7 protein-coding genes are annotated in these 14,711 nt (G+C 75.4%); 5 read left to right on the top strand and 2 right to left on the bottom strand.

The window, feature by feature from the left end; all coding sequences use genetic code 11:
* Positions 1-14: 14 nt before the first annotated feature.
* Together LCD33_RS18235 and LCD33_RS18230 are read right to left on the bottom strand one after the other, a co-directional pair.
* Positions 15-1,337, bottom strand: a complete 1,323-nt coding sequence (locus tag LCD33_RS18235) for a M1 family metallopeptidase (RefSeq protein ID WP_224966548.1) — start codon at positions 1,335-1,337, stop codon at positions 15-17.
* Complete coding sequence (locus LCD33_RS18230) at positions 1,334-5,377, bottom strand: Pls/PosA family non-ribosomal peptide synthetase (RefSeq protein ID WP_224978082.1); 4,044 nt, start codon at positions 5,375-5,377, stop codon at positions 1,334-1,336. The genes LCD33_RS18235 and LCD33_RS18230 overlap by 4 nt, the downstream gene beginning before the upstream one ends.
* A 526-nt stretch (positions 5,378-5,903) precedes the next feature.
* Between LCD33_RS18230 and LCD33_RS18225 the strand changes: the two genes are divergently transcribed.
* The 5 genes from LCD33_RS18225 to LCD33_RS18205 all read left to right on the top strand — a co-directional run bounded on the left by LCD33_RS18225 (position 5,904) and on the right by LCD33_RS18205 (position 14,626).
* Positions 5,904-9,044 carry a BTAD domain-containing putative transcriptional regulator gene (locus LCD33_RS18225; protein ID WP_224978072.1) on the top strand — a complete coding sequence of 1,047 codons (3,141 nt, stop codon included), beginning with the start codon at positions 5,904-5,906 and terminating at the stop codon, positions 9,042-9,044.
* Between the two features lie 110 nt (positions 9,045-9,154).
* On the top strand, positions 9,155-10,879 hold the full coding sequence (locus tag LCD33_RS18220; protein ID WP_224966540.1) for an alpha/beta hydrolase: 1,725 nt from the start codon (positions 9,155-9,157) through the stop codon (positions 10,877-10,879).
* A gap of 24 nt (positions 10,880-10,903) precedes the next feature.
* Positions 10,904-11,647, top strand: coding sequence for an SDR family NAD(P)-dependent oxidoreductase (locus tag LCD33_RS18215; protein ID WP_224966541.1), 744 nt, complete (start codon positions 10,904-10,906; stop codon positions 11,645-11,647).
* A gap of 116 nt (positions 11,648-11,763) precedes the next feature.
* Positions 11,764-12,156, top strand: a complete 393-nt coding sequence (locus LCD33_RS18210; protein ID WP_224959131.1) for a DUF2237 family protein — start codon at positions 11,764-11,766, stop codon at positions 12,154-12,156.
* 391 nt (positions 12,157-12,547) lie between these two features.
* Positions 12,548-14,626 (top strand): diguanylate cyclase, encoded by a 2,079-nt coding sequence (locus LCD33_RS18205; protein ID WP_224959132.1) that lies wholly within the window; start codon positions 12,548-12,550, stop codon positions 14,624-14,626.
* Positions 14,627-14,711 lie beyond the last annotated feature (85 nt).

Genomic DNA, 14,711 nt, shown 5'->3' with positions numbered 1-14,711 from the left:
GGACGGACCGCGGGTCAGAAACCGGGGTCCGCGGGCGGTTCGGTGCCGTGCAGCCAGCCGGCGAAGAACTCGGCCAGGGAACGACCGGCGATCTCCTCGGCCAGCGCGGTGAACTCGGCGGTGCGCACCGTGCCGTGCCGGTGCTCGGCGGCCCAGCGGCGCAGCAGGCCGATGAACGGTTCGTCGCCGAGCTCGACGCGCAGCGCGTGCAGCGCCAACGCTCCCCGCTTGTACACGCCCTCGTCGAACAGCCGCGCCACGCCCGGATCGGCCACCCGCAGTCCGGGTTCGGCCTGCCGCATCCGCCGGTGCCAGTCGCGGGCGTGCTCGGCGGCGGTGCGCTCGCCGACGGCCTCCGCGAACAGCCACTCCGCGTAGGTCGCGAAGCCCTCGTTGAGCCAGATGTCGCGCCAGTCGCCGATGGTGAGGCTGTTGCCGAACCACTGGTGCGCCAGCTCGTGCACCACCAGCCGCTCGTGGGTGCGAGTGCCGTCGAGCAGGTTCCGGCCGAACACCGCCATGCCCTGCGCCTCGATCGGCTCGTCCAGCTCGTCGTCGGTGATCACCACGACGTACTCGGTGAACGGGTACGGGCCGAACAGGCCGCACAGCACCCGCATGATCTCGTCGTGGCGGCCGAACATCTCCCGGAACGACGCCACCAGGTGCGGCGGCACCGCGGCGCGCTGCGGCACCGGGCCGGTGGCCAGCGGCACCTCCCGGTAGCGGCCGGTGTGCACGCCCATCAGGTAGGTCGGGGTCGGTTCGGTCCGCTCGTAGACCCACCGCTCGGTGCCCGCGCCCGCCGCGCGCCGGGACACCAGGTCTCCGGTGACCAGCACCTCGAACCCGGTGTCGGCGGTGACCGCGACCCGGTAGGCGGCCTTGTCGGACGGGTGGTCGTTGCACGGGAACCAGGACGGCGCCCCGACCGGCTGGCCGGCCACCAGCGAGCCCTCGGTCAGCTCGTCCCAGCCGATGTCGCCCCACCGGCCGCGGATCGGGCTCGGGTTGCCGGCGTACCGCACCCGCACCCGGAACCGGGCGCCGTCGGCGATGGGCGCCGCCGGCCGGATGCGCAGCTTGCCCGCGCGGTGGGTGAACTTCGCGGGACGGTCGTCGACGGTCACCCGGCGCACCCGCAGGTCCGCGAGGTCCAGGCTCAACGCGGACAGCGCCTGCCCGGCCACCGCGGTGAGCACCGCCTCCCCGGACAGCCGGTTCGGGCCGACCCGGTAGTCCAGGTCCAGGTCGTAGTGCTCCACCCGGTAACCGCCGTTGCCGTGCTCCGGCAGGTACGAGTCCGTCGAGCGGTCCGCTCCCGGCGCGGCCGTCATGCCCGCCACGCCGAGATCGGGTTGCCGCACCAGCGCGAGTCCGCGGGCACCGCGTCGCCGCGGGTGATCAGCGAGCCCGGCCCGACGGTGGTGCGCGCCCCGATGCCCGCACCGGGCAGCACGATGCCGTGCGGGCCCAGCGTCGCGCCCTGCTCCAGCGCCACCTCGTCCATGCTCATGATCCGATCATGGAACAGGTGGGTCTGCACCACGCACCCCCGGTTGACCGCGGCGCCCGCGCCGATGCGCACCAGGTCCGCCTCGGGCAGCCAGTAGGTCTCCACCCAGGTGCCGCGCCCGATGCGCGCCCCCATGGTGCGCAACCACATCGACAGCAGCGGCGTCCCGGTCGCCGGGCCCGCCAGCCACGGCACCGCGAGCACCTCGACGAAGGTGTCGGCGAGTTCGCCGCGCCACACGAAGGAGCTCCACAGCGGGCGCTGCCGCACCCGGAACCGGCCGATCAGCAGCCACTTCGCCGCCGTCGTCACCGCGCACGCCAGCACACCCGCCACCAGCAGCACGATCCCGGACAGCGCCGCGGCCGCCCACGGACCCGCGACCAGCCACACCTCGGCGAGGGCGCCGAGCACCAGCACGGCCAGCGCCGCCGACACCATCACCGGCACGAGGCGGCACAGCTCCACCAGCGCCCGGGCGAACACCAGCCGCAGCGGCGGGTCGAAGGTGCGCTCGGCGTCCGCGGCGACCTGCGCGCGCCGCAGCGGCATCGGCGGCAGGCCCAGGTACGAGGAACCCTTCTTCGCCTTCCGCGGCGTCGAGGACAGCACCCCGACCAGCCCCCGCTTCGGCACCGAGCGGCCCGGCGCCGTCATCCCCGAGTTGCCGAGGAACGCTCCCTTGCCGATGCGGGCCGGGGCGACGTGCAGCCAGCCGCGGGAGAGCTCGTAGGTGGCGACCATCGTGTCGTCGGCGAGGAACGCGCCGTCGGCGACCTTCGTCATCTTCGGCACCGCGAGCACCGTCGAGATCTCCGTGCCGCGCCCCACCTTCGCGCCGAGCAGCCGCAGCCACGTCGGCGTGAACGTGCTGGCGTACAGCGGGAACAGCGCGGTGCGCGCCATGCCCATCAGGCGTTCCGAAGCCCACACCTGCCAGCCGATCCGGCCGTGCACCGGGTGGTGCCCCTCGCGCAGCCCGATGCCGAGGACGCGGACCGCCACCAGCACCAGCAGCGCGTAGCCGCCGAAGCAGGCGACCGTGGCGGCCGGGACCAGCGGTAGCACCCGCCGCACCGCGTCCTGCGCGGTGGCCGACGCCACCAGCTCGGGGACGACGACGGGCAGCGCGGGCAGCACCGCCAGCACCGGCACCAGCGCGAACAGCACCGAGGTCAGCCCGTACACCGCGCTCCACCGGCGGGAGCGCGGCGCCCGCCGCGCCGGCCACTTCGCCGGGGAACCGGAGGTGCGGGCCGCGGGCGAACCGGACCAGCGCTGCCGGGCGGGGATCACGCCGTGCACGGTCGATCCGGCCGCGGCCTCCGCGCCCTTGCCGACGTGCGCGCCCGGCAGCAGGGTGCTGCGCGCGCCGACCCGCGCCCCCGCGCCCACCTTGATCCGTCCGATGTGGACGACGTCGCCGTCGACCCAGTGCCCGGACAGGTCCACCTCGGGTTCGATCGCCGCCCCGCGACCGATCTTGAGCAGGCCGGTGACCGGCGGCGGCGAGTGCAGGTCGACGTCGTCGCCGATCTTCGCGCCCAGCGCCTTCGCGTAGTGCGTCGTCCAGAACGCGCCGGAGACCGCGCTCGCCCCGCACCGCTGATCCCACTGCTGCGCGGCCCACAACCGCAGGTGCACGCCACCGCCGCGCGGGTAGGTACCCGGCCGGACCCGGTGCAGCAGCAGCCGGATCCCGCTGACCGCCAGCGCGATCCGGCCCGGCGGGCTGAACAGCACCAGCCACGCCACCAGCAGCAGCCACCAGGACACCCGCGGCGCCCACGGCGCTCCCGCCGCCGCCAGCAGCGTGCCGCCCGCGGCCAGCACCGCGGTCCAGCGCAGCCCGGTGAGCGTGCTCAGCGGCACCAGCATCGCGAGCTGCGCCCACCCCGTCCGCTGCGGCACCTCGGCGATCTCGCGCCGGTCGGCGGTGACCGCGTCCAGCTCGTCGAGCTGCGCGGCCAGCTCGCCGAGGCGCGGGTGCTGGTAGACGTCGGCGACGGACACCTGCGGGTGCCGGGTGCGCAACCTGGTGACCAGCTGCGCGGCGGCGAGGCTGCCGCCGCCGAGGGCGAAGAAGTCGGCACGCGGGCCGTCGGGGCGCATGCCCAGGACCTCCGCCCACTCCCCCGCCAGCCACGACTCGGTGACCGACAGCGAGCCGTCCGCCGCGGGTTCCCGGCTCGGCAGCGGCCAGGGCAGCGCGGCCCGATCGACCTTGCCGGAGGTGCGGATCGGCAGCTCGGCCACGACCGCGAGCAGCGGCACCAGCGAAGCGGGCAGCACCTCGCGCAGCCGCCGCACCGCGTCGTCGGTGTCGAACGAGTCCTCCGCCGCCAGGTAGCCGACGAGCAGCTCGCCACCCGCCTTCGTGCGGCGCACCGCCGCGGCGGCGCCCGCCACCCCGGGCAGGGCCTGCAGCGCGGCGTCGACCTCGCCGAGCTCGATGCGCCTGCCGCCGAGCTTGACCTGCTCGTCGGCTCGACCGACGAACACCAGCCCTTCCGGGTCGGCGCGGACCAGGTCACCGCTGCGGTAGGCCCGCTCCCAGCCCAGCGAGGGCAGCGGCGCGAACTTCTCCGCGTCCTTGGCCGCGTCCAGGTAGCGGGCCAGCCCGACGCCGCCGATGACCAGTTCGCCCTGCTCGCCCGGCCGGACCGGGCTTCCCGCGGCGTCCACGACGGCGAGCCGCCACCCGTCCAGGGGCAACCCGATCCGCACCGGTCCCGCGCCGTCGAGGCGCGCCGCGCAGGCCACCACCGTCGCCTCGGTCGGGCCGTAGGTGTTCCACACCTCGCGGCCGTCGGCGACGAGCCGCTCGGCGAGCTCCGGCGGGCACGCCTCCCCGCCGAAGATCAGCAACCGCACCTCGGCCAGCGCCTCCGGCGGCCACAGCGCCGCGAGCGTCGGCACGGTGGAGACCACGCTGATCCGCCGCCGCACCAGCCACGGCCCCAGGTCCGCGCCGGTGCGGACCAGGGACCGCGGCGCGGGCACCAGGCAGGCGCCGCGCCGCCACGCCAGCCACATCTCCTCGCAGGACGCGTCGAACGCCACCGACAGCCCCGCCAGCACCCGGTCGCCCGGCCCGATCGGGTCGTCGGGGAGGAACAGCCGGGCCTCGGCGTCCGCGAACGCCGCCGCCGCGCGGTGCGGCACCGCCACGCCCTTCGGGGTGCCGGTGGAACCGGAGGTGAAGATGATCCACGCGTCGTCGTCCGGGGCCGGCGCGCCACCGCGGCCACCCGGCGTGCCGAGCAGTTCCGGGGCACCGCCGGTCAGCACCGCGCACACCCCGGCCTCGCCGAACACCAGGTCCGCGCGCTCCTGCGGGTCGTCGGCGTCCACCGGCACGTAGGCCGCGCCCGCGGCGAGCACCGCCAGCACCGCCAGGTACAGCTCGGCGGTGCCGGATTCGACGCGGACGCCGACCCGGTCGCCGCGGCCGACGCCGAGGTCGGTGAGCTCGAGCGCCGCGACCCGGACCCGCTCCGCCAGCTCCCGGTAGGTGAGGGTCCGCTCGCCCGCGTCCAGCGCGAGCGCGTCCGGGTGGGCGCGCGCGGTCGCGGCGAACACGTCGAGCAGGGTGCGTTCCGGCGCGGCCGGCCCAGAGTCGAACACGGCGACGGGCGCGGCACCGGCGGCCTGCTCCGGTTCCGTTCGCCCGTCGGCCACGGCCTCCGGGACGGCCGGTTCTCCCGCTGCTCCCGGGCCGGGCCGGGTGGCCGTCCGATCGGGCTCCAGCAGGGCTCGGGCCAGCGCCGCCGCCGCGGCCGTCGACCCCGGCGAGTGCGCGAGCAGATCGGTGATGGGGGTGGTGCCCGCGGCCGGCCCGGTCCCGCGGTTCATCGACACCGTCAACGGAGCGTCCTTCCGCCCGGGTCTCCCGCAGCCGGAACTCGATCACCGTTGACGCCCATGTCCCACCCTTTTCCGCCGCCGCCCGCGGACCCCACCTCCGCGGCCGCTGAGAACGATCACATTACCCCTGGTGAGCGGCACGATCGGCGGCAGCGCCCACCGGACGTGTCCCGCTTCACCGCGTTCCGGACCGGCCGGTCAATACTCGGTGAACGTTCCTACCCGGGCAGGTGACCAGCCCGCGGCGCACTTCACCCGATGTGCGGGGGCTCGACGGCGGGCCGACCACGCACCGGACTCGGGCTCGCCCCCGAGGTGGCAGCGGATCACCGGCGCGCCAGCACGTTGAGGCGAACCTCGGATTCGATTCAGCACCGAGCGTCCCGACCCGCGCCACCACCTCGTTCCCGCACCCAGCGGTGGGCCCGGACCGATCTCACCATGGCTGGCAGCCCACCGGAACGGCTCCGGCGCGGCGGACCGGGCGCGGAAACCCGGAGCGGAACGGCGGGGAGGGGCGATGCGAGGTCGAGACCGGCACGGCACGAGCACCATCGCGCGCCCGGTGCTGGCGGACGCGCTCGCCACCGCCACCCGCAACCGGGTCTGCCTGGTGATCGCGGCGGCGGGCTGGGGCAAGACCACCGCGGTCCGCGCCTGGGCCGCGTCCGCGCGCGGCACCGCCTGGTGGTCTCCCGAGGGCGCCGGGGACGACGCGGGACGGCTGCTGGCGACGCTCGTCGACGCCGCGCGCCCGCACCTGCCCGGTCCCGCCCCGGAACCCGACCGCGGTGCCGTCCGAGAGTGGCTGCGCGAGCTGGCGGTGGACCTGCACCTGGTCGTCGATGACCTGCACGAGGCCGGGGAGCACGCGGCGGCGCTGCTCGCCGACCTGTGCCGGAGCGCTCCCCCGCGGCTGCGGATCGTGCTGCTGTCCCGGCACGAACCGCCGTTCTCGCTGGAACGGCTGCGCGGACAGGGCAAGGTCAGCGAGATCGACGCCGGGCTGCTCGCCTTCGACGCCGACGAGATCGCCGAGCTCATCGAGCGCTGCCTCGGCACCGCGGACATCGCGCTGGCCCACGAGCTCGGCGAACGCACCGGCGGCTGGCCCGCCGCGGTGTGCCGGGCCATCGACTCGCTGCGCGCCGTGCCCGAACCGCGCGGCGGCGGGTTGCCACCCGCCACCCGGTTCCACCCGTACCTCGCCGAAGAAGTCCTCGACCGCGAACCGGAGCGGGCGCGGCACGCGCTGCACCGGCTGGCCGTGCTCGGCGACGTCACCCACGAGGAGCAGGGCGGGGTGTTCACGGACCTGGCCCGGCGAGGACTCCTGCGGCCCGCCTCGACCGGGCGGTGGGCGCTGGTGCCACCGCTCGCGGAGTTCCTGGCCGAACCGCGCACCGTCACCCCCGAGGTCCGCACCGCGCTGCACCGGCAGGCCGCCGACGAGCACCACCGCGCGGGCAGGCACGAACGCGCGCTGCGGCACCTCGTCGCGGCCCGCGAGACCGAGCGCTGCGCCGCGCTGCTGGTGGAGGCGGGCGCCCGGCTGCTCGACGACGGGCACGTGGACGTCGTGCTCGACGCCGCCACCCTCCTCGGCGAGCAGCACGACCAGCGGATCGCCCGCGTGGTCGGGCAGGCGCACCGGCTGCGCGGACGGTGGCCGGAAGCCGCCGCGCACTGGGCCCGCGCCGGTGACCCCGCCGAACCCGGCCTGGCGTGGCGGATCGCCGACGCCGCGCTCGCCAGGGCCGAACCCGCCGAGGCGCTCGCCGCCTGCGCCGCCGCCGCGGGCACCGCGGGCGATCCGGCCGACGAAGTGCGGCTGCACGCGACCGCCGCGCTGGCGCACCGGCTCACCGGCGACACCGCCCGCGGCGAGCGGGAGGCGCGGCGGGCCGCCGACATCGCCGAGCAGCGCGGTCACCCGCGCACCGCACCGGTCGCCGCGCTCGCCGGTGCCGTGCTCGCCGCGGCCCGCGGCGACCAGCGCGCGGCGCGCACCGCGTGGTTCGCCGCCGCGGACAACGCCGCCGACGCGCACCTCGGCAGGCTGCACGTGCTGCGCGCGCTGCACCGCACCGAATCCGGCGAACCCGGCGCGGCGCTGGCGCAGGCCGACGCGGCGCTGCGAACGGCGGAGCAGCACCACGACCCGCTGCTGCGCGCGCACGCGCTCACCCAGCGCGCCCACGCGCTGACCAGGCTCGGCAGGTTCGACGAGGCGACCGTCGCGGTGGACGCGGCCTGCGAGGTGTTCGGCCGCTTCGGCACCGGGTTCCTCGCGTGGCCGCTGTGCGTGCGCGGCGACGTGCACCGCCTGCGCGGCAGGCTCGAACGCGCCCGCTCCGCCTACGAGGAGGCGCTGTCGCTGGCCGAACCGGCGCGCGACGTGCTCGCGACGAGCTCCGCGCTGGTCGGGCTCGCCCGCACCCGCGCCGCCGACGACCCGGCGCGCGCCCGGCTGCTCGCCCAGCGCGCCATCGACCTCGGCGAACACCTGCACGAGGTGCGCGCGCTGCTCACCCGCGGCTGGATCTCCTGGGAGGCGGGGGACGCGGAACCGGCCAGGGCGGACGCGGCGCTCGCCGCCGAGCAGGCCCGCGCCCGCGGGGACGAGCCGGGGCTGGCCGAAGCGCTCGCGCTCACCGCCGTCACCGCCACCGATCCGCTGGTGCACGGGCCCGCGCTGGACGAAGCGGTGCAGATCTGGCGCGACGGCGGCTTCGCCTTCGACGAGGCGCAGGCCCTGCTGCTGCGCCACCGCCTGGCCCCGGCGCCCGGCGGGGCGGGCGCGGTGGCCGAGCTCGCCGAACGCACCTTGCTGGAGCACGGTGCCGCCCCCGACGCCCGCGCCGCCGCCGGCCCGCTGGCCGCGGTCGCCCGGCTGGCGCCGCCGGTCCTGCTGCGCGCGCTCGGCGTGTTCCGGATCGAGCACGCGGGGGTGCCGGTGCCGCGCGCGGCCTGGCAGTCCCGCAAGGCCCGCGACCTGCTGAAGATCCTCGTCGCCAAGCGGCGCCCGATGCGCCGCGAAGAGTTGATGGAACTGCTGTGGCCGGAGGTGGACCCGGTACGCGCGGGCAACCGGCTCTCGGTGCTGCTGTCCACCGTGCGCGACGTGCTGGCCACGTCCGGCCCGGCCGCGGGATCGGTGCTGCGCACCAGCGAGACCGGCACGGTCGGTCTCGACCCGAGGTGCGTGCGCATCGACGTCGAATCGTTCCTCGCCCTCGCCGACAGGGCGTTGCAGGCCGACCGCGAGGACTCCCCCGCCGCGACCGCGCTGTTGCTGGACGCCGAGGCCGCCTACACCGGCGACTTCCTGGAGGACGACCCGTACCAGGAGTGGGCGGACGCGCTGGCCGACGAGCTGCGCACCACGCACGCCGCGCTGCTGCGGGCGCTGACCCGGCGCTCCCGCGACGAGGGCGACACCGACCGGGTGGCGCGGTTCGCGCTGCGGCTGCTGCGCGACGACCAGTACGACGAGGAGGCGCACCTCGACCTGGTCGCCACCCTGCTGCGCGCGGAACGCTTCGGCGAGGCGCGGCGGCGCTACGAGCTCTACCGCAAGCGGATGGAGGAGATCTCCATCGATCCGCGCCCGTTCCCCGGCGTTCCCGGAACTCGCCGCCCGGCTGACACCTCCGAGTGAGGATCCTGCCCGGGACGGGTGATACAGGCTCACCTCTAAGGAAACCCTAAACCGCCCTGAACTGCGGTTTCCTACTCTCGCGGAGTGCAATCCGCCCTCCCGGGGTGCTCATGAGCGCACCCGCACCGATCCGGCCGGCCACGTCCGCCGTGTCCAGGTCGAACTTCGGCTTCTCCCCGGATGGCCGGGAGATCGCGTGCATCCGCACCAGCGCCGAGGTCTCGACCTTGGAGCTGTGGTCGTTCGCCCCGCGCGGCCCCCGGCCGCACTCGCTGCGCGCCCGCCGCTTCGGCCAGCTGCCCGGGAAGGTCCGCGGCGAACCGGAACTCATCCACACCGACTCCGGTGTCGACCCGCGTGCCCAGGTGCTGCCGCTCGGTGACGGCCGGGTGCTGCTGCTGGTGAACCGCGGCGGCGGACTCGCCGAACTGGAACTCGTCGACCCGTCCGCACCGCGCGCGCACATCGTCGGCCAGGTGCGCGCCGCGGACGGCTACCTGCTGCCGAGCCCGTCGGCGGCGCAACTGGGCTTCCTGGTCGCGCAGGAGGACCCGGAACGAACGGCCGTCTGGCGACTCACCGACGGCCCGCCCGGTGTCGAGCCACTCGTGCGGCTGCCCGGTGCCGCCACTGGGGGTGTGTGGCTCGACACCGACGCGGATCTGCTGGCGCTGAACCTGACCCGGCCCGGGCAGGCCGTGGAAGGGGTGCTGGCCGATCTGCGGCGCGGCTCGTGGCAACCGCTGTTCTCGCTGTCCCCCAGCAGCGACGACCGGATCCTGCTGCACCACCAGCGGTCCAAGCTGCTGCTGGTGCGCTCCACCTCCAGCGGCGCGGACCGGGTCGGCTGGGTGCTGCTGGACGGGGCGGGCAGCGTCCGGTTCCCGGACCGGCTGTGCCCGACGCACATCCCGCTGACCGTCGACGACGGCGGGCAGCGGGTGCTGCTGCGGCGGGAATCGGGCGCGCTGTCGGCGCTCGACCTCTACGCGCCGCGGGAGGACAAGCTGACCGCGCTGACCCTGCCGCCGGGCCGCACCGGCGACCGGGCGCACCTGAACGGCAAGACGGTGCGGGTGCCGTTCTCCTCGCCCGCGCGGCCGCCGACGCTGGTCACGGTGTCGCCGAGCGGTTCCTGCTCGGCGCTGCCCGAGGAGGCCGGCCCGGAGCTGCCGCCGTGGGCCTCCGCGGACCTGCTGCGCCTCGGCGGCGGCATCGAGGCCGTCGTCTACGGCGGCACCAAGTGGCGGACCTGCGACCACGTGGTGCTCGCGCTGCACCACACCGAAGGCGAGCTGTGGCGCTGGGAGTTCCACCCGCTGTTCCAGGACCTGGCGTCGGTCGGGGTGGCCGTGATCGCGCCGAACCGCCGGTCCGACGGCGGCCGGTGGGGCGGGCCGGACCTCGCCGGGGTGATCTCGCTCGGGCACCACCTGCGCTCGCAGCGCGCCGGGCTGCCCGGGCCGGTCCTGCTCGGCGGCGGGCACGGCGGGCGGCTCGCCCTGCAGGCCGCGGGCAGCACCCCCGGCCTGTGGTCGGCGTGCGCGGCGCTGGCGCCGCTGCTGGTGGAAGGCGACGAACTGGCACGCGCCTCCGCGGCGAACACGGCACCGGTGCTGCTGGTGCACGGCACCGGTGACGAGCTGGTGCCGGTGGACCGGGCCAGGTCGCTGCGCCACCAGCTGGCCGGACCGGCGCTGTCCGGGCCCGCGCTGCGGTACCTCGAGGTGGACGCCGGGCACGACGCCGTGGCCGCCGTGTCCGACGGTGCGCTGCGGGAGAAGGTCGTGGCGTTCTGCCGCGGCGGCCTCACCCCCTCACCCGAGCTGCGCTGAACCCCTCGGGCACACTGATCGGCCATGAGCTCCACGGTTCTGGTCCTCGGCGGCCGCAGCGAGATCGGTGTCGAACTGGCCGCCCGCCTCGTCGGCGACGGCAACCGCGAAGTGGTCCTGGCCGCGCGCCGCAGCGGCGACCTCGACGAGCAGGAGGCGCGGCTGCGCGAAGCGGGTGCGGTGGCGGTGGAACGCGTCGAGTTCGACGCCGACGACCTCGGATCGCACCGCCCGCTGCTGGACGAGCTCACCGCGCGGCACGGCTCGCTCGACGAGGTGATCGTCTCCTTCGGCATCCTCGGCGACCAGGAGCGGGCCGAGCAGGACGCCGAGCACGCGGTGTCGATCGTGCACACCGACTACGTCGCGCACGTCTCCGTGCTCACCCACCTCGCGAACCTGATGCGCGCCCAGGGCCGCGGCCGCCTGGTCGTGTTCTCCTCCGTCGCCGGGGTGCGGGTGCGGCGGGCCAACTACGTGTACGGGTCGGCGAAGGCCGGGCTCGACGGGTTCGCCGCCGGCCTCGCCGACGCACTGGCCGGCAGCGGCGTCCACCTGCTGGTGGTGCGGCCCGGGTTCGTCGTCGGGCGGATGACCGAGGGCATGTCCCCGGCACCGTTCTCCAGCACGCCCGGCCAGGTCGCCGACGCCGCCGCGAAGGCGCTGCGCCGGGGCCGGGTGGAGGTGTGGGTGCCGTTCGCGCTGCGGGTGCTGTTCGGGGTGCTGCGCTACGTACCGCGCCCGATCTGGCGCAGGATGCCCCGCTAGACCGCCGCGGCCACTGGACGGATACCGCTGTTCTCGCCACACTGGAACCTCATCGGGTTCCGGGCCTGAGGTGCCGGCCCGGACCGGCGTCCAGGTGTTGGAGTGAAGGTGCCCTCATGACGACCGATCGCAACGTTCTCGGTGGCGAGCTGGAGCCCTGCGGCACCGACCCGCTCACCGGTTTCTACCGCGACGGATGCTGCTCGACCGGGCCGGAGGACGTCGGCGAGCACACGGTGTGCGCCGTGGTCTCCACCGAATTCCTGGTGCAGCAGCAGGAAACGGGCAACGACCTGGTGACGCCGCGCCCCGAGCACGGGTTCGCCGGGTTGCAGCCGGGTGACCGCTGGTGCGTGTGCGCGTCGCGCTGGCTGGAGGCGTACTCGGCGGGAGCGGCGCCGCCGGTGCTGCTGGCCGCCACGCACGCGAAGGCCATCGAGGTGGTGCCGCTGAGCGCGCTGCGCGAGCACGCGGTGGACGTGCCCGCGGATCCGAGCGCGCTGACCTGATCGCGGAGGTCGGCGTCCGCACTCGTTGCGGCGCTCCCGAGGGTTCGGGGGTGCCGCGGCTCCCCCTTGCGCGCCGCGCCGGTCCGCCGGGCCCCGTCACGGGCCGCGGCAGCGTCCGGCGGTGAGGAATTTCCCCACGATCGCCGTGCAGCGGTGGGTCCACTGTGCACCGCACCCGGGCGGGACGATCATCGCTCGGACGAACCGTCCACGGCGGCGGACCGTCCACATCGCGCACCGGCGCGTGCGGATTCCGGCCACGAGCCACGTGTTCCCCGGGCCGGGACCGCGCCACTAAGGTGGTGCCGATCTTCGGCGGGCCCGCTCCGCACCGCGCGGAACCGACGCGGACGCGTCGCCGATCGGCCGGGTCCCGAGTGGAGAGGCACCGATGATCAGCACCGTCCGCCGGACGTTCGGCGGCCTCGGATGGCCGGGTTATCTGATCGGCTGCGCGCTGGTCGCGCTGGTCTACTTCGCGCTCGCGGGCGTCGACGGCACCGGTGCGCTGCGCATCGTGTTGTACTGCGGGATCAGCGCCTCCGCCGTTCCGGCGCTGCTGCTGGGCGTGCGCCGGTACCGGCCGCGGTGGCAGCTGGCGTGGCTGCTGATCGCCGCCAGCCAGACCGTGTACTTCTTCGCCGACGCGAGCTTCTACACCGCGCACTACCTGCTGGGCATCACCACGTTCCCGTTCGTGGCCGACGTGCTGTACCTGTCGCACTACCCGCTGATCGTCGCCGGGGTGCTGCTGCTGATCCGGGCCCGCGCGCCGCGGCGCGACCTGCCGAGCCTGATCGACGCGACCGTGCTGGGCGTGGCGGCGGCGCTGCTGTCCTGGCTGTACCTGATCCAGCCGTTGACCAGTGCGGACGAGTCGACGCTGACGACCTCGGCGTACGTGGCGTACCCGGTGCTGGACCTGGCGCTGCTGGCGGTGGGGCTGCGGCTGCTGCTCGACCCCGGGCCGCGGCCGCCGGCGTTCTTCCTGCTGGTCGCCAACCTGCTGGCGTTCCTCGGTGCCGACTCGATCTACGTGCTGCAACGCATCGACGGAAGCTACGCGGCAGGCAACTTCCTGGACGTGCTGTGGCTGGCAGGCAACATCGCGCTCGGCGCCGCCGGGCTGCACCCGACGATGGCGGCGGTGGCCCAGGCCGGACCCGGCAAGGACCTGAACCTGAGCCCGCTGCGGGTCACGATGCTCGCGGCCGCCTCGCTCATCGCACCGGGCGTGCTGGTGCTGGAGAACTCGCGGGTGTCCGAAGGTTCGGTGAACGCGATCGCGGTGGCGTGCGCGGTGCTGTTCCTGCTCACCCTCGGCAGGCTCGTGGTGATGGTCTCCGAGCAGCGCAGGCTCGCGGTGACCGACTCGCTCACCGGGCTGCACACCCGCCGGTACTTCGAGGCGGAACTGCCGAAAGCACTGGCGCGGGCGGGGCGCACCCGCACCCGGCTCGCCGTGTTCATCGCCGACATCGACCACTTCAAGGCCATCAACGACCGGTACGGGCACCCCGTCGGGGACCGGGTGCTGCTGGAGGTCTCGGCGCGGCTGCGCGCGGTGGTCCGCGAAGGTGACGTGCTGGCCCGCTACGGGGGCGAGGAGTTCGCGCTGCTGGCCACCGACGTCGCACCGGAGGACGTGCCCGCGATCGCCGAACGGCTGCGGAACGCGATCGCCCGCGAACCCGTCGCCCGCGCCGAACGGGCGAGCATCGCGGTCACCACCTCCGTCGGAGCCGCCCTCGCCGACGGCCACCAGGACGACCCGGTGCGCATCGTCGCCGCCGCCGACCGCGCGCTGTACGCGGCGAAGGCCGAAGGCCGCGACCGGATCTCCGTCGGCGACCGGCCCGGCTCGGCGTCGGAGCACACCGCCTCGCTGGGCTACCTGCACGCCGTCAGCGACCTGGTCGACCGGCACCTGTCCTCGCACTCGCACGGCCGCGCCGTCGGCTCCTACGCCCGGATCGTGTGCGAGGCCATGGGTGCGGCGGCGGGCACCGTGCAGGACGCGGAACTCGCGGGACGGCTGCACGACGTCGGCAAGATCGTGATCCCGGCGTCGGTGCTGGGCAAACCCGCCGCGCTCGACGACGCCGAATGGGCGCTGCTGCGCGAGCACCCCGACCACGGCTACCGGCTGGTGCGCGCGGTGCCTGACCTGGACGACATCGCCGAGATCGTGCGCCAGCACCACGAGCGCTGGGACGGCAAGGGCTATCCGCTGGGGCTGCGCGGCGAGGAGATCCGCTTGGAGGCGCGGATCGTGTCGGTGTGCGACGCGTGGGCGACGATGCTCGCCGATCGGCCGTACCGGCGCACCCTCACCGTGGACGAGGCGGTGCAGGAGCTGCGCGACGGCAGCGGCACGCAGTTCGACCCCGGCGTGGTGGACGCCTTCCTGCGCCTGCACGAGGCGGGCGAGATCCACCAGCTGCCGCCGCTCCCCGCCGTCGTCGACTAGCGCGGCGACCCAGCTCCTGGTGCAGGTGCCGGACGATGGTGTGGACGGCGCGTTCGAGGTCTTCGGGTGGCGGTGGGGAGGTGGG

Source organism: Saccharopolyspora sp. 7B, assembly GCF_020177435.1.
In the GTDB taxonomy this organism is placed as follows: Bacteria; Actinomycetota; Actinomycetes; order Mycobacteriales; family Pseudonocardiaceae; genus Saccharopolyspora_C; species Saccharopolyspora_C gregorii.
The sequence above is the reverse complement of the archived record's forward strand: the minus strand, read 5'-3'. Positions and strand labels throughout refer to the sequence as shown.